15 protein-coding genes and 1 CRISPR repeat array are annotated in these 26,447 nt (G+C 37.9%); of the genes, 5 read left to right on the top strand and 10 right to left on the bottom strand.

The window, feature by feature from the left end:
- Window positions 1-60: 60 nt before the first annotated feature.
- The 5 genes from ABIB40_RS15780 to ABIB40_RS15760 all read right to left on the bottom strand — a co-directional run bounded on the left by ABIB40_RS15780 (window position 61) and on the right by ABIB40_RS15760 (window position 8,494).
- The gene (locus tag ABIB40_RS15780) at window positions 61-1,479 is read right to left on the bottom strand and encodes a PKD domain-containing protein (RefSeq protein WP_354360353.1); all 1,419 of its coding nucleotides are present in this window, start codon (window positions 1,477-1,479) and stop codon (window positions 61-63) included.
- 13 nt (window positions 1,480-1,492) lie between these two features.
- Window positions 1,493-3,004 (bottom strand): RagB/SusD family nutrient uptake outer membrane protein, encoded by a 1,512-nt coding sequence (locus ABIB40_RS15775; protein ID WP_354360352.1) that lies wholly within the window; start codon window positions 3,002-3,004, stop codon window positions 1,493-1,495.
- 10 nt (window positions 3,005-3,014) lie between these two features.
- Entirely contained in the window at window positions 3,015-6,371 is a 3,357-nt protein-coding gene (locus tag ABIB40_RS15770; protein WP_354360351.1) for a TonB-dependent receptor, read from the bottom strand.
- Between the two features lie 198 nt (window positions 6,372-6,569).
- On the bottom strand, window positions 6,570-7,745 hold the full coding sequence (locus ABIB40_RS15765) for a FecR family protein (protein ID WP_354360350.1): 1,176 nt from the start codon (window positions 7,743-7,745) through the stop codon (window positions 6,570-6,572).
- Between the two features lie 161 nt (window positions 7,746-7,906).
- On the bottom strand, window positions 7,907-8,494 hold the full coding sequence (locus ABIB40_RS15760) for an RNA polymerase sigma-70 factor (RefSeq protein ID WP_354360349.1): 588 nt from the start codon (window positions 8,492-8,494) through the stop codon (window positions 7,907-7,909).
- A gap of 267 nt (window positions 8,495-8,761) precedes the next feature.
- Between ABIB40_RS15760 and ABIB40_RS15755 the strand changes: the two genes are divergently transcribed.
- Together ABIB40_RS15755 and ABIB40_RS15750 are read left to right on the top strand one after the other, a co-directional pair.
- On the top strand, window positions 8,762-9,433 hold the full coding sequence (locus ABIB40_RS15755) for a cytochrome b/b6 domain-containing protein (protein ID WP_354360348.1): 672 nt from the start codon (window positions 8,762-8,764) through the stop codon (window positions 9,431-9,433).
- A 1-nt stretch (window position 9,434) separates the two neighbouring features.
- Complete coding sequence (locus ABIB40_RS15750; RefSeq protein ID WP_354360347.1) at window positions 9,435-10,199, top strand: molybdopterin-dependent oxidoreductase; 765 nt, start codon at window positions 9,435-9,437, stop codon at window positions 10,197-10,199.
- 1,131 nt (window positions 10,200-11,330) lie between these two features.
- On the opposite strand, the gene ABIB40_RS15745 is transcribed toward ABIB40_RS15750, so the two are convergent.
- Both ABIB40_RS15745 and greA read right to left on the bottom strand, forming a co-directional pair.
- Window positions 11,331-11,729, bottom strand: a complete 399-nt coding sequence (locus ABIB40_RS15745) for an HIT family protein (RefSeq protein WP_354360346.1) — start codon at window positions 11,727-11,729, stop codon at window positions 11,331-11,333.
- Between the two features lie 99 nt (window positions 11,730-11,828).
- Entirely contained in the window at window positions 11,829-12,302 is a 474-nt protein-coding gene (gene greA, locus ABIB40_RS15740; protein ID WP_354360345.1) for a transcription elongation factor GreA, read from the bottom strand.
- A gap of 322 nt (window positions 12,303-12,624) precedes the next feature.
- Here greA and ABIB40_RS15735 point away from each other — a divergent pair, with 322 nt between their 5' ends.
- Both ABIB40_RS15735 and ABIB40_RS15730 read left to right on the top strand, forming a co-directional pair.
- Complete coding sequence (locus ABIB40_RS15735; RefSeq protein WP_354360344.1) at window positions 12,625-13,563, top strand: GDP-L-fucose synthase family protein; 939 nt, start codon at window positions 12,625-12,627, stop codon at window positions 13,561-13,563.
- Between the two features lie 264 nt (window positions 13,564-13,827).
- Window positions 13,828-15,705, top strand: a complete 1,878-nt coding sequence (locus tag ABIB40_RS15730) for a M1 family metallopeptidase (RefSeq protein ID WP_354360343.1) — start codon at window positions 13,828-13,830, stop codon at window positions 15,703-15,705.
- Between the two features lie 43 nt (window positions 15,706-15,748).
- On the opposite strand, the gene ABIB40_RS15725 is transcribed toward ABIB40_RS15730, so the two are convergent.
- The 3 genes from ABIB40_RS15725 to ABIB40_RS15715 form a co-directional block, all read right to left on the bottom strand.
- The gene (locus ABIB40_RS15725) at window positions 15,749-16,009 is read right to left on the bottom strand and encodes a Txe/YoeB family addiction module toxin (RefSeq protein WP_354360342.1); all 261 of its coding nucleotides are present in this window, start codon (window positions 16,007-16,009) and stop codon (window positions 15,749-15,751) included.
- A complete protein-coding gene (locus ABIB40_RS15720) occupies window positions 16,000-16,206 on the bottom strand; it encodes a DUF2683 family protein (RefSeq protein WP_354360341.1) in 207 nt (68 codons plus the stop codon). The genes ABIB40_RS15725 and ABIB40_RS15720 overlap by 10 nt, the downstream gene beginning before the upstream one ends.
- A 351-nt stretch (window positions 16,207-16,557) precedes the next feature.
- Window positions 16,558-17,034 carry an OsmC family protein gene (locus ABIB40_RS15715; protein ID WP_354360340.1) on the bottom strand — a complete coding sequence of 159 codons (477 nt, stop codon included), beginning with the start codon at window positions 17,032-17,034 and terminating at the stop codon, window positions 16,558-16,560.
- 167 nt (window positions 17,035-17,201) lie between these two features.
- Here ABIB40_RS15715 and ABIB40_RS15710 point away from each other — a divergent pair, with 167 nt between their 5' ends.
- The gene (locus ABIB40_RS15710) at window positions 17,202-19,709 is read left to right on the top strand and encodes a mechanosensitive ion channel family protein (protein ID WP_354360339.1); all 2,508 of its coding nucleotides are present in this window, start codon (window positions 17,202-17,204) and stop codon (window positions 19,707-19,709) included.
- A 121-nt stretch (window positions 19,710-19,830) separates the two neighbouring features.
- Window positions 19,831-26,401: direct repeats of the CRISPR family, unit length 46 nt; unit sequence GTTGTGATTTGCTTTCATTCTTTGAACTACTGATATTTGCAACAGC.
- Window positions 26,402-26,447: the final 46 nt, after the last annotated feature.

The following is a 26,447-nucleotide window of genomic DNA, read 5'->3' as shown; positions in this document are numbered from 1 at the left end:
TTTTTGAAACAATAAAAAGGTCTGGTCTTAAAAACCAGACCTTTTTAATTAAAAATGGATCTATTTAAACTTAAAATCATCTATATAAAATATGCCAGGGTTTGGATGACCTTCTCCTCCCAGCTGAACCACAACTTTATCGTACAATGTTTGAGAAGCCGAGCCTGAATAATCAAACTCCAATTGTATCCATTTGTTATAGTCGGTAGGAGCAATGGTTTTTACTACTTCTAATTGAGTTGTATATGCGTTGCCACCAAGTAAAGAGTTTTGTAACTTAACAGATACTGTTGGCTTAACCTTAGTAAAGTCGTTTCCACCTGGTAAGAACACTTTTAGCATGATTTTGTTTTTCGCTGCCAAATCGAATCTATACGGCAACGTAACATTTAGGTTTCCATATTGACCATCGTCTCCTGTTCTCTTTTCGTAGTAGCCTACTTTGCCAGATGTATTTATTCCAAATTTGGAAGGATTGTCATAAGCTCTGGAGTAATCCATATTTTCTGCAGTCCAAGTAACATTGGCAACTGCATCGAAGTCATCAGAGATATCTGCCGCTTTTAATGGTTTTTGCACAGGTGGAACTATAGGTCTCACATATCCTTTCCTAATTAATTTAAGATACCAAGCGTTTGCCGAGTTCGCTTTATCGAGGCATCGCAGCCACATCTCGTCGTCTGTTAACGATAGAATTTGGTAAGAAGAAACGCCTGTGTAGTATGCAATAAAGCCGTTATTGCTAATGTTTATGTAATTTACACCGTTTACTTTATTGATGATCCAACTAAGATTTGTTGGGGGCGTATAATTAACAGTTGGATCTCCACCGGTTGTTGGGCCACCTATACCTGCTGCATTTGCTGCATTTGCAAAGGTATCTCCGTGGTTGGCATATGCGTATTTTAGTCCGTTGGCATCCATGTAGAATGTCATTTCGTCATCGTAGAAACCTGCTCCATCCTTCTCGTTCGGTCCGGCTTGGTACCAGTCTGGCGCTTGCGAACCAATTGGTCCCACGCCTAAGTGGCCTGGTTGAGTTTTATCTATTACCCAAGTTTTACCAGCAGCATTGGAAAGACCGCCAGATAGCATTTTAAAAGCAGGATCGCTTAGCATGCTTGTGTTTGTCTTGGCAATAGTTATGGTTTTAGTGGTAGAAACCGAGCCGCCATCGGCCAAAATAGTTAACGTAGCGGTATAGGTTCCTCCCAGAGGGTAGGCGCCCGTCACTTCGTTGCCATTGGCAGTAGCACCATTTCCAAAATCCCAATAGGCATTTATACCTTTATAACTGTTTTTAAAAATAATAATGTTCGGGTTGCTGGCATCTGGCGTTGCCGAAAACTGAATTTGCTCTGCCGTTGGCGGTGTGCCAATACTTCTTGTAATGTTGTCTTTTTTACAGGAAACCACTACGCAAAGCATAAACCCTATTGCAAGGAGTATGCTTGTGTTTAATTTATTTAATATCTTCATAATAATCAATTGATTAATTGTAGCCTGGATTTTGTTTGAGTACGCCTTTGGTTAATTCAATTTCTGTTAAAGGAATTGGTAAATACTCGCTTTTATTGGCTTTAAAGCCAGATGGGCCGAGTATAGAAACTGCTTTTCCTGTGCGAACCAAATCGAAAAACCGATGGCCTTCGAAAGCCAATTCTAATCTTCGTTCTTTATAAATATTATCAAGAGTTGCAGGTATAGATGGTAAGCCCACTCTTCCTCTTACGGCATCTAATAATTCCTGTGCTCTTGCCGCATTTCCAGAGGTTCTTACCAAAGCTTCTGCTTCCATTAAATAGGTATCAGCCAATCTAATCTCAATTTCATCCATTGGCCAGTTTTGCTCTGCAACGCCGCTGGCAGATCTAAACGCTTTTAAAGGCGCATATTTCTTTATAAAATAATCGGTATTTTGGTAACGCCCGTTGTACGTCGCGCCATCTGCTTTCAGTGCTTTTCCGTCGATTATTGAAGCATCGAATCTTGGATCGCTCTTCATTACGTTTACTAGATCAAAGGTTACCGGGCAAAAGCCCCAACCGGCAGAGTAGGTGGGGCCATTATAACTGTCCATGCCCACAAACTGGGTGCCTACATTACCTTCTCCTCCGTTAATATATCCCCAATCGCTCCAAGCGGCATTGTTTGAGTGAGGTATTTCTAAAATGGATTCAGAATTGAATTTATTAGCAGGGCTAAAAATATCTGCATAGTTTGGCAAAAGAGAATACCCATAAATGTTACCTACTTTATTTACATCTTCGAACAGGGTTGCTGCTTCTGCCATTTTAGCATTATCGTTTTGGAATAAAAGTACCTTGCCCAACTGCGCTTTGGCAGCACCTTGAGAAATTCTGCCTTTTTCTGAAGCTACTATAGTAGGGGGCAAACCCGGAATAGCTTCTCTTAAGTCTTTTTCTATTTGAGCATAAATCACTTTCGGCCCAACTTGAGCTTGATTATAGAGATCGCTGGTTGGAAGTACCGTAGTAATAAGTGGCACATTGCCAAAAAGTCTTACTAGGTCAAAGTAGAAGTAAGCCCTAAGAAATTTAGTTTCGGCAACCGCTCTTGTTTTAAACTCATCGCTAAGACCTTGGGCACCATCTATTTTACTGAGAATTAAATTTGCCCTGTTAATGCCTGAGTAATTTTTATTCCATAGTCCACTTTGTGGGCCAAGGCTAGAGTTCATGTTAAAATTATCAAACGCTACCCAGTTTGGTTGATCACTAGCGTTGCTTCCACCAGCAAAACAGTCGTCGGATGCGGCAGAAAGTAAAGGCATCTTCATGGTGTAGCCTCCAGTTGTGCCCCATTGGGTTACGTCGTAAACTGCAATAACACCTTGCATCACTTCTGTTTCGTTCTTATAAAAGTTATCTTCTAAAGCCGTTCCGCGAGGAGTAAGTTCCAGGTAAGACTTTTTACAAGCAACAAAGCTTATCGTTAAGGCAACTATTGCCAAAACGTATATTCTTGTTTTATTTTTTATCATTTTTATCATTTTAAAATCCAACGTTTATACCTGCGTAAAAAGTTCTGGCCTGCGGATAGAGACCTCTATCTACGCCATAGCTGTTCCCTCCGATTTCTGGGTCGTAACCGTTATACTTTGTAAGTGTAAACAGATTGTTTGCCATTACATAGAACCGAACCTTATCCAGCGCTATTTTTCTCGTTACATTTATCGGTAAAGTATAGCCGAGCTGTAAAACCTTTACCCTGAAATAAGCGCCACTTTCTAAGAACAGACTAGACACCCTGCTATAATTTTGGTTTGTGTCATCTAAAGTTAACCTAGGGATGGTATTGCTTGTTCCTTCGCCAGTCCAGCGGTTTAAGATAGCTGTAGTGTAATTTGTTGTTGGTAAGTCAAATCTCCTCAGCGCATTAAAAATTTGGTTGCCGGTAACACCCTGACCAAGCATAACCAAGTCGAAGTTTTTATAGGCTAGATTTAAATTAAAACCATAGGTAAATTTTGGAGTTGGGTCTCCGATAATTGTTCTATCATCGTTATTAATTACCCCATCTCCATTTAAATCAATAAACTTAATGTCTCCCGGTTTAGCATTTGGCTGTATTACTAGATTATTGCTAGATTTATAATCGTTAATTTGGGCTTGGTTTTGAAACAACCCATCGCTTCTAAAGCCATAGAACGAACCGATGGCATAACCAATTTTAGTACGGGTAACTTCTAAAGCTTGTGGCGTTACGGTTTGTCCGGTCAAATATTCTTTGTCATCTCCTAAATAGTCAATTTGGTTTTTCACAAAAGATCCGTTTGCAGAAATCTTCATCGCTAGGTCACCATAGGTTTTATTATACCCCAATTCTAGTTCAAAGCCACTGTTCGTCAAATCTGCGATATTGCCAAAAGGCCCGTTGTTTCCTACATATCCGGGTACAGTAATTGGTAGCAGCATTCCTGTTGTTTTCTTGTTGTACCAATCTGCCGTTAACGTAAAGTTTTTAAATAAAGTTGCGTCCAAGCCTATATCTGTTGACGAAGTTGCTTCCCATCTTAAATCTGGGTTTGAAAGTGAGTTTGGACTCACACCGTTGACTAAGGTACCTGAAGTTCCAACGGTATAGTTCCTACCTCCACTTACCGTAGCAATATATCCGAACGGCGGAAGATTGTCACTTCCGTTTACCCCATACGAAGCCCGAAACTTTAAGAAATTAACGTAGTCGTTTTTAGGAAAGAAATTTTCTCTGGAGGCTACCCATCCTATTGATGCAGATGGAAAATATCCGAATTTATTATTTGGCCCGAAATTCGAAGAGCCGTCTCTTCTTATGATTCCTGTAAACAGATATTTTTCATCATAGCTGTAAATTCCTCTCGCAAACGCAGAATTTAAGGTATTAAGATATTCGCCACCATAAAAAACATCGTTTATTCTCGATACGGGGAATTGTAAAGAAGCATCTCCAATATTATTTACGGGTATACCGTCTTTTGCTCCACCTTGAGTTTCCCCTTTGTTTTTTTGGAAGGAATATCCAATTAAGGCAGTAAAATCGTGTTTCTGAATTTGCTTAGTATAACTAACAGTGTTCTCCAAAGAATAGAATAAACCTCTATTTGAATTTCTATTATAAGATGTGATGGTGGTTTGATTGATTGAATTTAAGTAGTAAATTGGGGTAAATCCCTCTCCACCATAAAAAGCCAAATCAACTCCACCCTGAGTCCTGACTTTTAAACCTTTGATAATTTCCGCTTCTAAATAGGCGTTTCCAACAATTTTATCAGACCATCCATTACCCTGTGCAACCTGCAAGGCAGCAATAGGGTTTAAAATCTCTGATTGCGCATAAGGAGAAATTCCATAGGGAAAGCCATCAGCGTCTCTAACCACAGGGTTACCTATATAGGGGGCAGCGCCATATTTTGCAGGGTCAGTTTCTATAATTGGGGTTATTGGATCTATATTTATAGCCCTGTTTAAAGGAGAACCATATTCTGTATTTGTCCCTACGCCAACGGAGTTTGTACGTGTATAGCCAATTGTTTGTCCGAATTTAATAGCTTTTGTGAGTTGATGTTCAGAGTTGAACCGTGCGGTAAATCTTTTATACTTAGAGTTGCTTGTTGCTACTATTCCATCTTGATCAAAATAGCCAAATGAACCGTAATAGCTAGACAATTCACTTCCGCCAGACATACTCAGCTCGTAATTTTGCACTGGCGCATGATTGTTGAAAACCGCCGATTGCCAATCTGTGCCTACTCCATACTGAGATGGATTTGGAAATCTAGGCGTAGTTAGGCTAGGTGTTTTAGCATACTCTGCCTCATTGTATAAAGTTGCGTACTGTGTGGCATTTAATAGATCTAACTTTTTATCTGGTGCTTGCGTGCCTACGTACATGTTGTAGTTTACCTGCATTTTGCCGTTGCGTTTACCTTTTTTGGTCGTAACGATAATTACACCACTCGCACCTCGAGCACCATAAATGGCGGCCGATGCAGCGTCTTTTAATACCTCGATAGATTCTATATCCGCTTGGTTTAGGTAATCTATTCCTCCACCTATTGCCACACCATCTACAATATACAATGGATCACTACCGTTGATAGACGTAGTTCCTCTAATTCTTACTGTAGATGCCTCACCTGGTTGACCAGAAGCTGCTGTTATGGTAACACCAGATACACGCCCCTGCAAGGACTGCTCTATTCTTGTAACGGGCATGTTGGTTAAGTCAGAAGCCTTTACAGAGGATATTGCACCAGTATTGACGCTTTTCTTTTGAGTGCCATAGCCAATTGCTACAACATCTGCCAGTACACCGGCTTGCTGTGTAAGTTTAACGGTTAAAATTTTTTCATCATTTATAATAACCTCTGCCGTTTCGTAACCTAGAAAGGAAATTTGTAAAGTTTCGCCTTTTGTAACACTAGCGAGTGAGAAATTTCCTTTCGCATCTGTAACCGTGCCTTGGCTGCTGCCTTTTACTTTTACGCTAGCACCAGGTAACGGCAAGCCTGTTTCGTCTAAAACGGTTCCCCGAATATCTAAAAAGGCTTTTTCCAACAGTAGAGAGCCGTCGGCCTGTTTTTGTCGAATAATAATGGTATTGTTCTTAATAGTGTAACCAAACGGTTGGTCTTTAAAAATTTGCTTCAACGCATCGTCGAAGTTTAAATCCTTAAAATCTACCGTAACTGGTTGCGCTTCTTTTAAAAGAGCAAGGTCGTATAGAAAGTTATAGCCTGTTGTTCGGTTTAGTTTTCTAAAAACTTTGATCAGCTCCGTGTTTTTTTCCACTAAGCTTACCTTTTGGGCTTTTGCGGCATAGCTTATTTGGAGTAATGCGGTGATAAGTAACACGGCAGTCAGTTTCATAATCAACAAAAGTTTAAATAGATGTCCCTTGGGTTTAGGGAACCTTTCATTGTAAAAATTCATATATTTGATAATTAGGTTTAAAATTTTTGTTAGGTAAGAATTCAACGAAGGTTTAACTTAATTTTTAAGGCCGGAGCGTAGCAGCGCGTCCGGTTTTTTTAAGTTTAGCTAGGCTCGTTATTGGGCTGGTAGTTGTTATGGCATAACTAAAATCCTCCTTCCTGTTATTTTAAATTTTACAGCTCCGGTAGTTTGCAAAAGATCGAGTACTTCGTTCACACTGTTGAATTTAGAAATTCGGCCTCCAAAAACTTTGTTTATTTTTGGGCCTACATATTCTACATCTACACTGTACCATCTGCTAATTTTATTCATAATGGTCTGTAAATCTTCATCGTTAAAGCTAAAGAAACCATCCTTCCAGCTTACGGCATCGGCGGCATAAACGTTTTTTATCAAAATTGGAGATGTTGCGTCTGCCCATACCGCTTGTTGACCAGGCTTAATAATGCTTGCGTTATCTCCATCTAAATTTGCTACCCGTACGCTTCCCTCTAGTAAAGTGGTTTTTATTTTAGGCTCGTTGTTGTAAGCGTTAATGTTAAAATGCGTACCCAAAACCTCAACCAACTGGCTGCGTCCATCGGCAAGTATGCTTTTAACTCTAAATGGAATTCGTTTTCCAGCTTTGTCTGTTTTTTTTGCCACTTCGAAGTAAGCTTCGCCCACCAACGAAACTTGTCTGTCTTCTTGATTGAAAACCGCTGGATAGGTTAATTTCGAGTCGGCGTTTAGCCACACTTTAGTTTCATCTGGCAGAACAACCTGAAACTGGCCTCCAAATGGAGTTTGTAGCGTGTTGTACACATCTTTTTTGTCGGTATTTGCCGAAACTACAGTATAAACAAGCGCACCTTGATTGGTTTTGCTAATTTTTATGCCCTGCTGATGAGCAACCAGGCCTAATTTACTATCTGTTAAGGTGATTTTAGATCCGTCTCCAAGCGTTAGCGTTGCCTTAGTTTCTCCTGGCTTTATCGGCGTTAAATTAACAGCCTTTGCTTGCTCAATTTCCCGCTGAGGTTTGGCTATTTTATTTCTAAGTAAATACGTTAACGCAATGCAAACAATAGCTGCAGCGGCAATTTTGGCATATAAAGTAACAAGATTACGCAGCGGTTTAATTTCGGTTTTATGTTGGATACAAGACCAAATGCTACTAGTGGCGTCTAAAATTTCGTCCTCAGAAACGATTCGATGAGATTTTTTTAGCTCTTCTAAATGCCAAGATTCAACCAAGGCTTTTTCAGTATCGGTGCAAAGACCATTGGTATATTTGCGTAAAAGTTCTTCTACTTCTGGTTTGCTCATTAGGATGTAATATTTGGCTTATAAAAACATGTAGGTTAAAAACCAATTAGGTAGTAGAAAAAAAAATTTTTTTTCTTAAAACTGGAATTTGACGGCTGGATTATTTCCGAAAAGGCTGTTTTTAAAATTGCCCTTACTACAATTAAAACGATGTGGCTTGGCTAAAACCTAGTTAGGCTTATTAACAAAGTAATTAGCGTTAAGAAAGAGGTTAATTTTAGTCGAAGTATTTTTAATGCATTTCCCATCTGTTTTTTTACAGTCTTATCAGATATTTGCAATTGCAGGGCAATTTCTTTTTGAGACAAATGAAGGTTTCTGCTCATTTCGAAGATTTGGCGCATTTTGCTAGGTAGTTTATTTACTTCTTTTTCTATAATGGCAATAAGTTCTTTCTCCCTCAGGTAATTGTCGGTAACAAGCTCTCCCTGCTCTATAAAAGTCCTCAAACTGGTTGCGTAGTTGGTTCTAATTTTATTCTTATCTATCCAGTCGAAGATTTTATAACGCACCGCTGTATATAAATAGGCAGATAACTGAGCGTTTAACCTTATTTTTTGATTGTTCCATAGATAAACAAAAACTTCTTGTACAATGTCTTGTGCGTCCTCGTCGTTTTTAATTAATTTTTTTGCGTAAATATAGAGCAGGCCACTAAATCTCTTATAAATTTCTTCAAAAGCAGATTGGTCACCTCCTTGGCTCAGTTCAAAAAGTTCGTTATCGGTAAAGTTGTTGTAGTTGTACATTTGGTTAGAATGTTTTAACGAATGTACGGAAAATGTTCAATGCAATTGGAAGATTTACGCTATGGAAATTTGTCAATTTAATTAGAGATGTAAAAATAGCAGATTAGCTACCTTACGTTTTCGCATATAACTTGCAATAAAGTTAAATAGTTAAGCGCTTGAGGTTGTAATGCCACAGTGTTATTTTCATTTTGCCAATAAAGCTAGTTTTAAAGAAAAAGCTTCCGAACAAAATTCTTACATTTATAACAAGTTATATAAAAATGCATGAAAAGGATTATCGAAAAGCATCCGCTTGCCATTAGGTGGTTTCATTGGGTAAATTTTCCAATCTTAGCCATTATGATATGGAGTGGCCTGCTCATTTATTGGGCTAATGATGCGTATTCTATTCGTGTTTTCGATCAGTTGATTTTTAAATTTTTTCCTCAATCGTTCTATAAAGCGCTTCACCTAAAGCAGCGTTTGGCAGAAGGCATGGCATTTCATTTTGTGTTTATGTGGATTTTCTTTTTAAACGGTTTTCTTTACGTTTTATATACTTGGATATCTGGAGAGTGGCGCTATCTATTGCCCGATAAAAATTCTTTTAAAGAAGCTTGGGCTGTTTTGCTGCATGATTTGCATTTAAGTAAGAAGCCTTTGCCGACTCAAAAAAAATACAATGCAGCCCAAAAAATTGCGTATTCGGCCATTATTGTAATGGGGTTGGGTTCTATATTAACGGGGCTTGCCATTTATAAACCCATACAGTTTCAGTTTATATGCAATGTTTTTGGCGGATATACCAGCTGTAGGCTCATCCATTTTATATTAACCATTGGCTATTGTTTATTCTTCCTAATTCATATCATTCAGGTAGTAGTTGCCGGATGGAATAATTTTAGGGGGATGGTTGCTGGTTTTGAAGTGGTAAAAGAAGAAAGCGAGAAAGACTAACATGGAAGAGAAAGCAAAAAAGAAGACCCAGCGACAAATTGTTTTACGCACTTTGCTATCGTTTTTAGGCTTTGCAATTTTTATTGCGGGAGCCACTTTTTTATGGTTTAAAGTTAAGAATGCAAGTACGGATCGAGGGATCCGCGGTGGTGTACAAGTTCCACTAAGAAAAGTGTTAAATGAAAACGAACAGGTGTTTAATAAAGCATTCCGCAAGAAACATCTAGCAAAGGAGTTTCCAAAATCTGAAGCAGCAAAAAAAGTTCGTGTTAATGGAAATATTGGTCTAAGAGCATCACTAAATAATAAGAATTGGCGTTTAAATGTAATTAGGTCCTCAGGAGATACCCTAAAACTAACTTTAGCCGATCTTGAAAAATTACCAAAAACAGAAGTTATTTTTAACTTTAAATGTATCGAAGGCTGGAGCCAGGTTTCTCATTGGGGCGGCGTTAGGTTTTCTGATTTTGTAAAAGCCTATCATTTAGAAAAGCAAGCAAGCAAGGCATACATTGGTTTGGTTACACCCGATGGGCAATATTATGTGGGTATAGACATGGAAAGCGCCATGCAGCCGCAAACCCTTTTGTGCTATGAAATGAATGGGGTGCCTTTGCCATTAGACCAAGGCTATCCATTAAGGTTGATTATCCCGGTTAAATATGGGATAAAGAGTTTAAAACGTATCGGCGATTTATCTTTTAGCAATGAGCGCCCGCCCGATTACTGGTTTGAAAGAGGGTATGATTATTATGCAGGCCTTTAGAAGAGTTCGAACAAAGAATAAGGAGCAAGGAACAAAGACTGGATGCGGAAAGATATGAGATGCTAGATGTGAGACAGTCGGAAATACGAATAGCGAGTAGCAATTTGGCTGTTACGTTGAGGTTGTCGAACTGCGTACTCTGTAAATCGTTTGTCAGTCTGAGGTTTAATATATTTCATATAAATCAATATAAGTAACGCTTTTTTAACTCGCTATAGCCATCTCGCTAGTCCCGGCCTAGCAGCAATTTGGAAGAAAAAACGCCTAAAGCTGCTTGCAGAGACCTGACGGGTTATTGATGCGAAGATGATTCGCAGCCTTGCGCGGGAATAAGGCTGGGGACGGGCCTCGAATCATCGATATTGAACAGCTTGGCGAATTTTTACCCAAAGAGGTGTCAGCCTTGATTTATTCATTAGTGTTTGTTGTTTTATTTGCGTTCATGAGCTCGCAGAAAATGCTCGGTTTTGTCTCTTTTTATCAAGTCCATGTGGTTTCAGAACCAAATCTCAAAAATAGATAAATTTGTGGCAGGTCGCTTAGAAACCTTGAAAAAGGTAATTCTCTTTACAGCAGAAGATATATCCAAATTTGGATAACACGGAGTTCTAAAAAAGCAATTTTGGAATACCGCTCGTAATCCCGAAGGGATTGGATGGTTATAGAAGACATTGTATTAAAAATTATGCGACCCTGTCGGGGTCGTATGTTGCAAAAAGGAATTGGCGCTATAGACATTTGAACCGTTCAGGTTGCGGAGACTTACAAGTGCAAGGTATTTGGTTTCAATTTTAAAGAACATTATTTTCAAATCCGGTTTATTTGGCTGTGGGACCGAATCTAAAAAATGGATGACTTTGCGGAAGATTCCTTAAAAATCAACTAACTGTAATTTGTTATATAGTACAAAAAGAGAGACGCCCCCTCCGGCTAGCACAGCGGCCGGCAGAGCTTAGGCCAAATTTTATAAAACTGAAGGAACGAGTAATAGAAGTGAGATATGATTTAATTAATTGATAATAAATAGCTTATGTTAAAACGACAATGCTAGGTTGTCGAACCACTTACTCGGTAAATCAGAGAGGTAGGTGTCGAAACGAGTTCAGGATAAACCAAACTCGAGATTGCGCACTAATTCTGCAATAAAGCTTCCCTAATTTTATGTGCAGTCGCCTCTAATTCTTCCTCGGTAAATGTCAGTTTTTCGTTGCTAAAATTCATATCTCCTATACTGTTAATCGGCATCAGGTGAACGTGAGTATGAGGAACTTCTAAACCGATGACCGAGATGCCAACTTTCTCGCAAGGGAAAGCAGTTTTTATTCCTTCTGCCACAATTTTTGCAAACATCCACAAGCCTACATAGAGGTCTTCCTCCATATCGAAAATATAATCTACCTCGATTTTTGGGATAACTAAAACGTGGCCTTCAGTTAGCGGATTAATGTCTAAAAAAGCCAAGAACTGTACCGTTTCGGCCACTACATGCGCCTTTATTTCACCCGAAATAATTTTAGAAAATATACTCATGTTAGTTTTTTGTGTAAAAAGGTTATGTTGAATGGTAAACAGCTAAATGCTCACTTCTGTTTTTTATAAAAATAATCTAACCACGCCAAAGAAATGCGTTTATCTGGTTATCTCGAGGACCTCGAACTGCATTTTCCCTGCCGGCACTTCAATTTCGGTTATATCACCGACTGATTTCCCCAAAAGTCCTTGTGCAATGGGTGATTTTACCGAGATTTTTCCGGTTTTTAAGTCGGCTTCTGTCTCTGCAACCAATTGATAGCTCATGGTTGCGCCGTTTTTTACGTTCTTTATTTTAACAATAGATAGCGCCAAAACCTTGGTAAGGTCGAGTTTTGATTCATCGATCAGTCGTGCGTTCGACAACACATTTTTCAATTTGGAGATTTTTGCTTCATGCAGCCCTTGCGCTTCTTTAGCGGCATCATATTCTGCATTTTCAGATAAATCGCCTTTATCTCTTGCCTCGGCTATGGCTTTAGAAATAAGTTGACGGCCGGTTGTAGTTAAATACTTTACCTCTTCCTTCAACTTGTCTAATCCCTCTTGGGTATAATATGTAACGTCTGTCATCGCTTTGTGTATTTTTTAAGTTCCTATATAAAAGCAAACAAGACTACATAGCTTTCTGCTACATAGTCTTGCGGTATTTATAACGAAGATAAAATGATGGAATTGTAAAAGCAAATAAAAAATGAGCTATTTGTGCTAATTGTTGTTTATAAGTGATAAACTTAGCGTTTAGCGCATTGCCTTACAGCTGTAAGTATGAATAAAATAGCTAATTTTACAGCAATTTAAAGCAATGCGTCAATAGTGGTTGACTTATTTTAAATCATATAATTTCGCCGATTTAAAGCAACGAGTGGTTTAATTGGCAATAATAAAAAAATTAATGTTAAAAGAAGATAGAATTTATATTGCCGGGCATCGTGGGATGGTTGGTTCTGCATTGATGCGAAACCTTAAAGTGAACGGGTTTAATAATTTATTGGTTAAAACCTCTAGCGAGTTAGATTTGAGAGATACTGTTGCCGTAAAGCAGTTTTTTGAGGCTGAAAAACCGGCTTATGCTTTCTTGGCCGCCGCAAAAGTAGGCGGAATTGTGGCCAACAATACCTATCGCGCAGATTTCATCTACGAAAATTTGATGATACAGAATAATGTTATCCATCAAGCTTATAAAGCAGGAGTTAAAAAGTTAATGTTTTTGGGTTCATCTTGTATCTACCCAAAAATGGCGCCGCAACCTTTAAAAGAAGATTATTTGTTAACCGGTTTGTTAGAAGAAACAAATGAGCCTTATGCCATCGCAAAAATTGCGGGAATAAAAATGTGCGATGCCTATCGAGCACAATACGGTTGCAACTTTATTTCTGTAATGCCCACCAATTTATACGGGCCTAACGATAACTACGACTTAAAAAACTCGCACGTGCTGCCAGCCATGTTGCGTAAGTTTATAGCAGCCAAAAAAAATGGCGATGAAAAAGTAACCATTTGGGGCTCCGGGACTCCAAGAAGAGAGTTTCTCCATGCTGATGATTTAGCCGAAGCTTGTGTATTTCTAATGCAAACCTATAACCAATCTGGATTTTTAAATATCGGGGTAGGGCAAGACATTTCTATCTTAGAGCTTGCAGAACTGGTACAAGAAATTGTTGGTTTTGAAGGTAAAATAGAAACAGATTTATCAAAACCAGACGGAACGCCCAGAAAGTTAATGGATGTGAGCAGGCTGAATGCACTTGGGTGGACTGCCAAAACTGGTTTAAAAGCAGGTATTGCAAAGGTTTACAACGAAATTAAAGACAACGATTGGGAGAACGCCTAACGAGCCGATTTTTTAATAACATGGATGGTCGCAGATGGGATTGTTTAATTTAAAAGGTAAATGATTAATTATCCAATATTATACTGTGGGTATAGTTTAGTTATTGTTTTTAAAAAATACCTACATTGCCATAGAGATAGCATTTAAGACTCTGAAAATTGACAGGTACATAAAAGCCCTTAGAGTTTCTTAAAGATTAAAATTGTCATCCTAACCGATACAGTAGTAAAACCAGCATTAAATTACCTTAATACGTTTTTTTGTATGAAAAAAATAGCCATTATAGCCCTATTAATCTTTGCAGTGCTTCCGTTTGCCCAGAGCCAAGAATTATATATGCCCAGAAACATTAAGGCAGCCTACGCTAACGGAACTCGAAGTTTAGATGGAAAACCCGGTAAGAACTATTGGCAGAATCATGGTGTTTACCAAATGGACATTAAAGTAGATGCTACCACCAAAGTAGTGAGTGGCAATGAGCAAATAGCCTATTCTAATAAAAGTCCAGATACGTTAAAAACACTTGCCATTAGGTTTGTTAACAATTTACACAAGCCAACTTCTCCTCGTGCAGGCGCTGTAGGCGAAGATTTTTTAGATGCCGGTTTAACTATCAGCTCATTTTCTGTTGATGGCGAAAATTACAATATTGACGCTAAAGATTGGGGTACGGTCGGCAACGTTAAATTAAAGAAACCACTCATCCCGGGAGGAAAAATAGAACTCAAAATTGGGTGGAATTATCCATTATCTAAGCAGAGCGGTAGAGAAGGGCAGATAGATTCTACTTCATTTTATGTGGCTTACAGTTATCCAAGGGTTTCTGTTTATGATGATTATAATGGATGGGATAGGATTCCTCATACAGATAGGGCAGAATTTTACAACGATTTTAATGACTACACTTTTTCTGTTACCGCGCCAAAAAATTATGTGGTGTATGCCACCGGCGATTTTTTGAATCCAGACGAAGTGCTGATGCCTAACATCGCTGAAAGGCTTAAAAAATCTTACACGAGCGATGAAGTGATGCACATAGCCAACGAGGAGGAATTAAAAGATGGCAAAGTAACGTTGCAAAACGACTGGAATACCTGGAAATTCTCTGCAAACCACATTACCGATGTGTGTTTTGGGTTAAGCAATCATTATTTATGGGATGCAGCAAGCGTTGTGGTTGATAAAAAAACAAATCGTAGAGCGAGCGCACAGGCCGCTTATGGTGTAAACGGTAAAGATTTTATCAACTCTGTTAAAAACAACTTATTTACCTTGGCGTGGTTTTCAAATAACTGGCCTGGCGTGCCTTATCCATTTAGTAAAATGACTGCTTTTCAGGGTTTTGCAGATATGGAATATCCTATGATGGTTAATGACTCTAATACCGGCGACCCAGTATTTGCACAGCTAGTGCAAGACCACGAAGTGGCACATACGTATTTTCCGTTTTACATGGGCATTAACGAAACCCGTTATGCCTATATGGATGAAGGTTGGGCAACTACCTTCGAATATCTTATTGGCATTGCACATAACGGCAAAGAGGCTGCCGATAAGTTTTATCAAAATTTTAGGGTTAAGCGCTATATTAACGATAGTTCTACAGAGGAAGATCAGCCTATAATTTCTATGTCAACGCAGGTTTCTGGTGCTGGTTATGGCAACAATTCTTACGGTAAGGCATCCCTTTCTTACCTTGCTTTAAAAGATATGTTGGGCGATGATTTATTTAAAGTGGCTTTACACAACTACATGACCAATTGGAATGGAAAACATCCAATTCCTTGGGATTATTTTAATTCTATGAGTAGCGGTGCAAAGACAAATTTGAACTGGTTTTTTAACAACTGGTTTTTTACAAATAACTACATAGATATTTCGGTTGATGATGTTGCTCCATTAAAGGGCAAAACAAACATCAAGATAAAAAACAACGGTGGCTTTGCCATTCCGTTTGATATGGTGGTAAGCTATGAAAACGGGAATAAGGAAACCATCCACCAGTCGCCAGCGGTATGGCGGGCGAACAACAAAGAAATTACCGTTGTGCTAACTACCAGCAAAGCAGTAAAATCTATTAAGTTAGATGGAGGTATTTTTATGGATACAACGCCGAAGAATAATATTTGGAGTAAGAAGTAAACAAGGTTTCTTAAGTTGGATTGTTTGAGCTGATTCTTTTAAGCTATTTATAATGGCCTTTTATTGAGTGGATAAGGATAATGTCTGTAGTGATTTCATAAATTAATCGATGTTCCTGATTGATTCTCCTTGACCACAAGCCAGTCATTTCATATTTTAACGGTTCTGGTTTGCCGATACCCTCAAAAGGATTTTCGTCAATGGCTTTAATTAATTCAGCCACTTTTTTCAGGATGCTTTTATTTCCAGATTTAATAAAGAATTTTAGATGCTTATCTGCATCTTCGGTAAAATCTATTTGCACAATTCAGCCAATTGGTCATGTGTGTAGGTAATGACCTTCCCTTCCCTTGCCTGTTCTCTGCTTTTTTGGATTTGTTTTACAAAATCGGGATTATATGGACTTTCGGTTTTTTTAAAAGCAACATTTAAAGCTTTTAATGCCGATTCAATAGCTACCAATTGTTTTTGGTTTTTAGGACGTACAATCAATGTTTCCATGTTACAAAATTACGGTTTTATTTTTAAGTTCATACTTTGCTTTTTTTATCCTCTCTTATTTCTTAACTAGATAATATTATGTGGAGTAAGAAGTTAATGAGGTTTCCTTAGTTAGATTGCTGAATTGCTGGGATTGTTAGAATTGTCAAACTACTAGCTTGTTTGAGAAATGGGGCTAGAAATGTTTTTGTCAGGGGACTGCGTTAACGATTGCCGCGGCATACTTTCTTGCGCCCTTTAGCACAGAAAAGGTAGAGTCTCGTGTGTGCGGGATGTAAAAACACCCAAATTCTCTTTTCAAGATCTGAGGTTCATTGCGAATGGGCAATTTAGATGTACAAACTTTGCGCGTTAAGCATTTTCGGCCTTGATCTCTGGTTTATGTTCGATAGGGAAGTTTAGAGAGTTTGCGATAAAACACATTTTATTTGCTTCCTTGTGCAGGCTTTGCGCCAAAGATAGGTGTGCTTTATCTGCGATGATGACTTTTGGAAATAGAGTAATCTCTTTAAACTTCCCACTACCGTCTTCTACTTCTTCCATCATGCCCACGGCCTCGTCTTTATATTCTATAACCACCACCTCGTTTTTAGAACACAAATGTAGGTACCATAACATGTGGCAGCTAGAAACAGATGCCAAAAGCAAATCTTCTGGATTGTATTTAGATTTATCGCCCAGAAAAATCGAGTCGGAAGAACCTGGAATATCTATTTTGCCATCTATGGATATCATGTAATCTCTATCATACGAACGGTAATCCATTGTGCCAGAACCTTTGTTGCCGGTCCAGGTTACTCTTGTTTTGTATAAATGATTTTTCGACATAATGATTTGGTTAAAAAACGTAAGGGCAATTTATAAAATATGCCCAATATATTCGACACATTTTCATTTTACTTGGCCTTAGTTAGCTGGTTTATTTAAACGTGCAGTTTTTTACAAGGTGGATATTTTACGTCAATTTAAACAGATTAGCTTATCTTTAAGGGCTTATGAAAAAAAAACGTGTTGTTGTTAATCTTTCGCAGTATTTTAAATGCTCATTGCTTTCGCTATGTTTTTTAATGCTTTCTCACAGCGTAATGGCCCAACAATTGGCAGATACTGTTAAAGGAGGGATAGATTCTGCAAAGCTTACTAAGCTTACATTTAATTCAGATTCGGTACGAAAATATTTTAAGGCATCAGATACCTTAGTGGCCTATCAATTAAGTAAGGTGGAACAATACACCTTAAAGTTTAACAAAATAAACAGCGAGCTTAAACGTGGTTTCGATACTAAAGATATTAACAAAGGTCTACCAATAAACGATACCATCATCGGCATTGCAAAATTAAACTTAGTTGGTTTAAAACGGCATGCCAGTTTAAAGATTTTATACAATACAAAAGCGCTATTATTAGATCAAAATGAAAATCTTTACAAATGGCAAAAGCAACTTTCTATTATAAACGACCAACTAAACGATAAAAAAGATCACGTTACCGAATTTAGGGGAGATGAAAAACTGCTGTTGATGCCGACAGATAGTGTTTTATTTATTGCTTACGTAACGAAGTTGCGCTTGTTGGGCGAGAAGGTAGATGTTGCAGATTCTGGACTAACTGCACAGCTGAAGCAACTTGGAGTTTTGCAAAATACCATTTCTAGCAATTTTTTGACTGTATCCGATCTTCTAAACGAAACAGACTACCAGATAAGCACTTTTAGTAGTCTAGTTCTAGAGAATGAGTTTGGTTATATATGGAATCATAAATACGACCCAGCTAACAAAAGAGACTTTAAAACAGTGGTTAAAAGATCACTTTCTGAGAGTAAGACCCTTTTAGATATTTATGGCGATACGAACTGGATTCCTAGAATTATCGTAATTATTGCCGCGTTGCTATTTTACTTTATTATGCAGAGAAACATACGGCGAATAAAGAAACAAAGCGAAGCGCCAGAGATCGTTTTCGCTAAAACAAAGCATATTGTTGGCAATGTATTTTTAGCCACAGTAGTATTTAGCTTGCTTATAGTACCATTTGTTTACGGTACTGCGCCACAAGCTTTTACCTTGTCGCTTTGGGGTTTGCAAATCATTGCCCTAAGTATTTTGCTGCGTAAAAAGTTAAATTACATTTCTGGCTTACAGCTTGCCATTTTATTGGCGTTGTTCTATACCACCGGTTTCGCCAATTTGCTTATAGAAACTACCTACACAGAACGGTGGATACAGGTTGCCATTAGCATTATCTCCATTGGCCTTAGTTTTTGGATGATTTCTAAACGAGAACAGAACTACTTTGCAGGTAAGAAATATTTTCGGCCATTGCTGATGCTGTTTTTAGTAATGAATATTTTGGCGCTGCTTTTAAATGTTATTGGCAGGGTAACCTTGGCAAAAGTATTAAATACGGGTGCAAATTACGGAATGATAGCCGCCATTACCCTGTTTATTCTTGTCGAGATTCTTATCGATGCCATTTTCCTTTCTATGGAAGCAAGTAAGAAAACCTCTCGTTTAACCGCATATTTTCAGTACAATGGTATGGAAAAGCAAATTACCCGATTTTTAGGGCTTTTCGCGATACTGTTGTGGATACTTGTGTTTACAAACAGCATCCACTTGTACGATTATATTTTTGGAAACATCGTTACCTTTTTGTCGGCGGAGCAGCAGCTGGGGAATGTAACTTTTACTTTTGGCAACATTGCCCTCTTTATTTTTATTATTTGGATTTCTACCATTTTGGCCCAAATGACCTCATTTATTTTTGGCAATGTAGATGATAACATCCAAGCCGCAAAAAGTAGACTAGGTTCTACCGTGCTGCTTGTTAGGTTGGTAATCCTTTCTATTGGGATTTTTTTAGCTTTTGTTGTATCGGGAATACCGTTGGATAAAATTACCATTATTATAGGAGCTTTGGGTGTAGGTATTGGGTTTGGTTTGCAGAATATAGTAAATAACCTGGTCTCTGGTATCATCATCGCTTTTGAGAAGCCCATACAAATTGGCGATTTGATAGAGGTTGGCACCAGAACGGGCTATGTTAAAGAAGTCGGTATCCGTTCCAGTAAGTTAAACACGTTCGAGGGATCAGAAATCATCATTCCAAATGGAGATTTGCTGGCACAACATCTCATTAACTGGACAAGGAATAACCAAAATAGGAGAATAACTATAAATGTTGGGGTAGGTTACGGTTCTAATATGGATGAGGTAGAAGAGATTGTAAATAGGTTGTTGGCAGAACATTCAGGAGTACATAAACTCCCAGAGCCAACCATTTTTATCGAAAGCTTTGCAGATAATGCCGTAGCGGTTTCTGTTTTTTTCTGGACAGATGTGAACGGATGGCTGATTGTAAAGGCGGCCATATACAAGGCCATTTACAACGCGTTTAACGAGGCCGGAATCGATATATCCATTCCTCAAAGAGATTTGTACATCAGGTCTTTGCCAGATAATTTAAATTTTGGTGGATTAGAAAAGCCCAAAAAGGAAGCTTAGCGAGCAATATTTTTTGTTGTGATTTCATTATCAATTGGTGTGGATTGGTTTTCATCGGCAGCGATGAGCTCGCAAAAGGCTCGATTCTTTGAACTACTGATATTTGCAATCCCGCACGTGCGGGATGATTTGCTTTCATTCTTTGAACTATTGATATTTGCAACAGCCTCGACGCATTAAAGAAAGTTGCACAAATCGTTGTGATTTGCTTTCATTCTTTGAACTATTGATATTTGCAACAGCAATTTTATGAATTTGTCATCCGCTTGATAGTTGTGATTTGCTTTCATTCTTTGAACTACTGATATTTGCAACAGCTTATCATTGTCTAGATCTTGCGCCTCGTCTGTTGTGATTTGCTTTCATTCTTTGAACTACTGATATTTGCAACAGCACCTGCTTCCCTGTACGGGCGCTATGTCATGTTGTGATTTGCTTTCATTCTTTGAACTACTGATATTTGCAACAGCTGTGCGTGGTGCGGCCCTCGCTGTAGGTGTGTTGTGATTTGCTTTCATTCTTTGAACTACTGATATTTGCAACAGCGATCAGGAAGATAAGCACCATGCGTACCGTGTTGTGATTTGCTTTCATTCTTTGAACTACTGATATTTGCAACAGCCGTTACGTGTAGGGTATTATCTTTTTTCTTGTTGTGATTTGCTTTCATTCTTTGAACTACTGATATTTGCAACAGCCGTACTTACTTTGTCTCGCTCCCGGTCTGCGTTGTGATTTGCTTTCATTCTTTGAACTACTGATATTTGCAACAGCAATTTCCATCGAACTGCATTCCAGTTTCTTGTTGTGATTTGCTTTCATTCTTTGAACTACTGATATTTGCAACAGCCCCTGTGGAGCTTGGCCTCTACCAAGTGCTGTTGTGATTTGCTTTCATTCTTTGAACTACTGATATTTGCAACAGCCGCGTCGCTAACTTCTATTGGCGTGATCTTGTTGTGATTTGCTTTCATTCTTTGAACTACTGATATTTGCAACAGCAAAGCAAAAAAAAATAGACTTGTCGATCTAGTTGTGATTTGCTTTCATTCTTTGAACTACTGATATTTGCAACAGCAGAGCCAAAAACAGCAGAGCAGCCGGAAGCGTTGTGATTTGCTTTCATTCTTTGAACTACTGATATTTGCAACAGCGATGCCTACATCCGTAACCTCCGAGATCCGGTTGTGATTTGCTTTCATTCTTTGAACTACTGATATTTGCAACAGCGCAGCGACAGCAGTTACCGGATCAACAGTTGTTGTGATTTGCTTTCATTCTTTGAACTACTGATATTTGCAACAGCAGATCTCAAACGGGAGAAAGGTTACGACCGGTTGTGATTTGCTTTCATTCTTTGAACTACTGATATTTGCAACAGCATGGGTTAGTAAGGAGCGAGGGAGACAGGGGTTGTGATTTGCTTTCATTCTTTGAACTACTGATATTTGCAACAGCCATTTATAATTTTTAAGGCATTTAGGACCAGTTGTGATTTGCTTTCATTCTTTGAACTACTGATATTTGCAACAGCGAAGATACACCCATTAGTTGGCAAAGTTGGGTTGTGATTTGCTTTCATTCTTTGAACTACTGATATTTGCAACAGCGCATTGATATGCACCATTGTATGCCTGCCGTTGTGATTTGCTTTCATTCTTTGAACTACTGATATTTGCAACAGCAAAAGACAATTTGATAGTTGAGCCACAACGTTGTGATTTGCTTTCATTCTTTGAACTACTGATATTTGCAACAGCCAGCGACAGCAGTTACCGGATCAACAGCTGTTGTGATTTGCTTTCATTCTTTGAACTACTGATATTTGCAACAGCTCATAATTTTGCAATTGCAGACGATGATGAGTTGTGATTTGCTTTCATTCTTTGAACTACTGATATTTGCAACAGCTTTCTATTTTAGCTGTTTTGGCGAAAAATGGTTGTGATTTGCTTTCATTCTTTGAACTACTGATATTTGCAACAGCTAGATATTATCGTTACAGATGATATAATGCGTTGTGATTTGCTTTCATTCTTTGAACTACTGATATTTGCAACAGCGCAAACCTTTCTGTAATTCCCGAGTTCATTGTTGTGATTTGCTTTCATTCTTTGAACTACTGATATTTGCAACAGCTGCTTGGAGCCGAATGTTAAACGACATAGGGTTGTGATTTGCTTTCATTCTTTGAACTACTGATATTTGCAACAGCAAGCAAAGAGAAAGCCGATAAGCTATTTGCGTTGTGATTTGCTTTCATTCTTTGAACTACTGATATTTGCAACAGCTGCATTTGATTAGAGAGCGCATGAGAGTTCGTTGTGATTTGCTTTCATTCTTTGAACTACTGATATTTGCAACAGCAGGGCTGTTTAGATCCGGCTACGACATCCAGTTGTGATTTGCTTTCATTCTTTGAACTACTGATATTTGCAACAGCACGATTTATTTAAACAATTGTTAATCGACTGTTGTGATTTGCTTTCATTCTTTGAACTACTGATATTTGCAACAGCACAGACAAAGACATGCTAATAGGCATCAGTGTTGTGATTTGCTTTCATTCTTTGAACTACTGATATTTGCAACAGCAATTTCTGTGCTGATTCCTTTAAAAACTGTGTTGTGATTTGCTTTCATTCTTTGAACTACTGATATTTGCAACAGCCATACAATCCGAAAAACCATACCGATGCCGTTGTGATTTGCTTTCATTCTTTGAACTACTGATATTTGCAACAGCGCGTGGGCAGAGCTTGACGAGACAAAGGACGTTGTGATTTGCTTTCATTCTTTGAACTACTGATATTTGCAACAGCCTGAGATCTTATAATTAACCGTCATTTTCTGTTGTGATTTGCTTTCATTCTTTGAACTACTGATATTTGCAACAGCAAGGAGTTTTGAGCAATATGATAGTGTTCAGTTGTGATTTGCTTTCATTCTTTGAACTACTGATATTTGCAACAGCCGAAGTTTATAAACTGCGTTGCGTCTTTGTGTTGTGATTTGCTTTCATTCTTTGAACTACTGATATTTGCAACAGCCAGAAGCAACAATAACAGTTTTAAACATCTGTTGTGATTTGCTTTCATTCTTTGAACTACTGATATTTGCAACAGCTGGAAATACAAATACCGATAACTCTTCGGAGTTGTGATTTGCTTTCATTCTTTGAACTACTGATATTTGCAACAGCCCAGTAAGTTTACTAAGGGAGTATGTAACGGTTGTGATTTGCTTTCATTCTTTGAACTACTGATATTTGCAACAGCCCAATTTTACCAACCTAAAATGACCAACCGTTGTGATTTGCTTTCATTCTTTGAACTACTGATATTTGCAACAGCAGTATAAAATAAACATTCCTTTTGAATTTAGTTGTGATTTGCTTTCATTCTTTGAACTACTGATATTTGCAACAGCGATAAGCAGATTTTAAAGGGAGAGAAAACAGTTGTGATTTGCTTTCATTCTTTGAACTACTGATATTTGCAACAGCACTACATATTATTAGTTAACTATCTGTAAAGTTGTGATTTGCTTTCATTCTTTGAACTACTGATATTTGCAACAGCTTTGCGAACTGTTTAAAACATTCTACATATGTTGTGATTTGCTTTCATTCTTTGAACTACTGATATTTGCAACAGCCTTACTTAAATATTCAATACCCGAACATACGTTGTGATTTGCTTTCATTCTTTGAACTACTGATATTTGCAACAGCATTTATTTTCGTTTATCTATTGCGTATGTGTTGTGATTTGCTTTCATTCTTTGAACTACTGATATTTGCAACAGCAATAAATAAAAAACTAGAACATGGAAAATAGTTGTGATTTGCTTTCATTCTTTGAACTACTGATATTTGCAACAGCATAGGTACAATGTTCGGGGCTTTTGCGCTTGTTGTGATTTGCTTTCATTCTTTGAACTACTGATATTTGCAACAGCAAGAAATTTACAAATTTTGCATCATCTAGTGTTGTGATTTGCTTTCATTCTTTGAACTACTGATATTTGCAACAGCATCAGTTCAACTTCGCAGGAGCAGGAGTTGGTTGTGATTTGCTTTCATTCTTTGAACTACTGATATTTGCAACAGCATATTGGAACCAATGGCGTGGCGACAACGTGTTGTGATTTGCTTTCATTCTTTGAACTACTGATATTTGCAACAGCTCACCTAAAAGAGACAACAGACCGAGTTTGGTTGTGATTTGCTTTCATTCTTTGAACTACTGATATTTGCAACAGCCATACAAGAACACATTGTCACCCGACTTCAGTTGTGATTTGCTTTCATTCTTTGAACTACTGATATTTGCAACAGCTCAACAGAGCATTAAATGCTGTGGGTGCTCGTTGTGATTTGCTTTCATTCTTTGAACTACTGATATTTGCAACAGCCTAAAAGAACTATACGTTCTTGCTTGGCGTGTTGTGATTTGCTTTCATTCTTTGAACTACTGATATTTGCAACAGCTAAATTGGCAATGGTTTGCACCACGGTATCGTTGTGATTTGCTTTCATTCTTTGAACTACTGATATTTGCAACAGCATTTAAAAAAGGTTATCAAGCCACTTTTAGTTGTGATTTGCTTTCATTCTTTGAACTACTGATATTTGCAACAGCCACCGATAGCGGTAAGAGCAGCGGCTATGCGTTGTGATTTGCTTTCATTCTTTGAACTACTGATATTTGCAACAGCGAAGCCATTAATACCAGCCGACACGGCTCGTTGTGATTTGCTTTCATTCTTTGAACTACTGATATTTGCAACAGCGTTTTTTCCGCTATCATGTATATTACCCCCGTTGTGATTTGCTTTCATTCTTTGAACTACTGATATTTGCAACAGCCTGTAACGCAGCAACTATTATACCCATTAGTTGTGATTTGCTTTCATTCTTTGAACTACTGATATTTGCAACAGCCTGATGGTTTTGAAGAAGAAGAAAGAGTATGTTGTGATTTGCTTTCATTCTTTGAACTACTGATATTTGCAACAGCGAAGAAAGTAAAGAAAACTGGGAAAACTACGTTGTGATTTGCTTTCATTCTTTGAACTACTGATATTTGCAACAGCTGAATTTGCAGATATACCAGATAAGAGCCTGTTGTGATTTGCTTTCATTCTTTGAACTACTGATATTTGCAACAGCATAATACCACAGCTTCAATTCCTTTATCATGTTGTGATTTGCTTTCATTCTTTGAACTACTGATATTTGCAACAGCATATTCCGCCAAAAACGGATATACTTTAGTGTTGTGATTTGCTTTCATTCTTTGAACTACTGATATTTGCAACAGCACAATGAAAGTGAAAAGATACATCCAACTGTTGTGATTTGCTTTCATTCTTTGAACTACTGATATTTGCAACAGCAATAAGTTATCGAATATTTTGGCAGTTGGCGTTGTGATTTGCTTTCATTCTTTGAACTACTGATATTTGCAACAGCAAAACGCATCAGCTGATATATTAGCACCAAGTTGTGATTTGCTTTCATTCTTTGAACTACTGATATTTGCAACAGCGCGCTGTGTTGGATGATGCAGCGCATTTATGTTGTGATTTGCTTTCATTCTTTGAACTACTGATATTTGCAACAGCTGAATTTGCAGATATACCAGATAAGAGCCTGTTGTGATTTGCTTTCATTCTTTGAACTACTGATATTTGCAACAGCAAGCAATGGCTGCGGGAAAAGCAATCTTGAGTTGTGATTTGCTTTCATTCTTTGAACTACTGATATTTGCAACAGCCATTGGTTTTGGTATCATAATTTCAACTCCGTTGTGATTTGCTTTCATTCTTTGAACTACTGATATTTGCAACAGCCTCAGGATGCAATTGATGCTGCAAACAAGAGTTGTGATTTGCTTTCATTCTTTGAACTACTGATATTTGCAACAGCGTAGAGATATGTTTACCGATATTCTTTTAAGTTGTGATTTGCTTTCATTCTTTGAACTACTGATATTTGCAACAGCAATAAGAAATAAGCCCGTTTTTAAACACTTGTTGTGATTTGCTTTCATTCTTTGAACTACTGATATTTGCAACAGCGTTATTATTATGGTTTCGTCCCGGATACTAGTTGTGATTTGCTTTCATTCTTTGAACTACTGATATTTGCAACAGCCTGTTTTTCCAGAAGATTGTATCTCAAACCGTTGTGATTTGCTTTCATTCTTTGAACTACTGATATTTGCAACAGCTGGCTCTACATTAATAGCAGCCGAAAGACTGTTGTGATTTGCTTTCATTCTTTGAACTACTGATATTTGCAACAGCTGAATTTGCAGATATACCAGATAAGAGCCTGTTGTGATTTGCTTTCATTCTTTGAACTACTGATATTTGCAACAGCAACAACAATAGGTAGTTCTTATGCTTTAGTGTTGTGATTTGCTTTCATTCTTTGAACTACTGATATTTGCAACAGCTATGGACAACCGATACACTATATTTCTTCTGTTGTGATTTGCTTTCATTCTTTGAACTACTGATATTTGCAACAGCAAAGGCGCTGGTGATGTAGCTGTAGAATTAGTTGTGATTTGCTTTCATTCTTTGAACTACTGATATTTGCAACAGCGAGTAATCAATAAGGGTTACCAACTAAAAAGTTGTGATTTGCTTTCATTCTTTGAACTACTGATATTTGCAACAGCAATAGACGAGCAAGGCGCAGACGCATCGCTGTTGTGATTTGCTTTC

The sequence above is a fragment of the Pedobacter sp. UYP30 genome, assembly GCF_040547165.1.
Taxonomy (GTDB): Bacteria; Bacteroidota; Bacteroidia; order Sphingobacteriales; family Sphingobacteriaceae; genus Pedobacter.
This window is presented reverse-complemented; position numbering and strand designations above follow the sequence as displayed.